This window comes from Caballeronia sp. LZ003 (assembly GCF_031451465.1).
Classification (GTDB): domain Bacteria; phylum Pseudomonadota; class Gammaproteobacteria; order Burkholderiales; family Burkholderiaceae; genus Caballeronia.
This window is the reverse complement of sequence record NZ_JARUXJ010000225.1, coordinates 1-327: the sequence shown is the minus strand read 5'-3', so window position 1 is coordinate 327 and position 327 is coordinate 1. Positions and strand designations below refer to the sequence as shown.

The following is a 327-nucleotide window of genomic DNA, read 5'->3' as shown; positions in this document are numbered from 1 at the left end:
CCGACGCAGAGGGCCGATAAGATCACTGAATTGCTTCCGCATAATTGGGTACCAGCCGCCTCCTGATTAAGCGCACCCGTGACTTTGCCGGGCGCTTACTTCCCACCCGCCTGTGAAGCACAGCAGCAGATGGGATCGACTCACTGACCGCGCGGCAGCGGCGAGAGAGAGCGCAGTATCCAAGACCCTCTGATCCAAGAAAAGGAGTTGTAGTATGAAGCCAGTTGGTTCATGAGAAGCCAGAAGCCGTTACGGTCCCACAGCAGCATCTTGATGCGGTCGCGCCGCTGATTGCTGAACACATAAACCGCACGCGCGAATGGATCG

At 57.2% G+C, this 327-nt stretch carries 1 protein-coding gene; it reads right to left on the bottom strand.

The genetic code is table 11. The features are described 5' to 3' along the window. Positions 1 to 140: 140 nt before the first annotated feature. Positions 141 to 327 (bottom strand): IS66 family insertion sequence element accessory protein TnpB (gene tnpB, locus QCE79_RS34940; protein ID WP_309852518.1); only part of this gene is annotated, 187 nt, incomplete at its 5' end.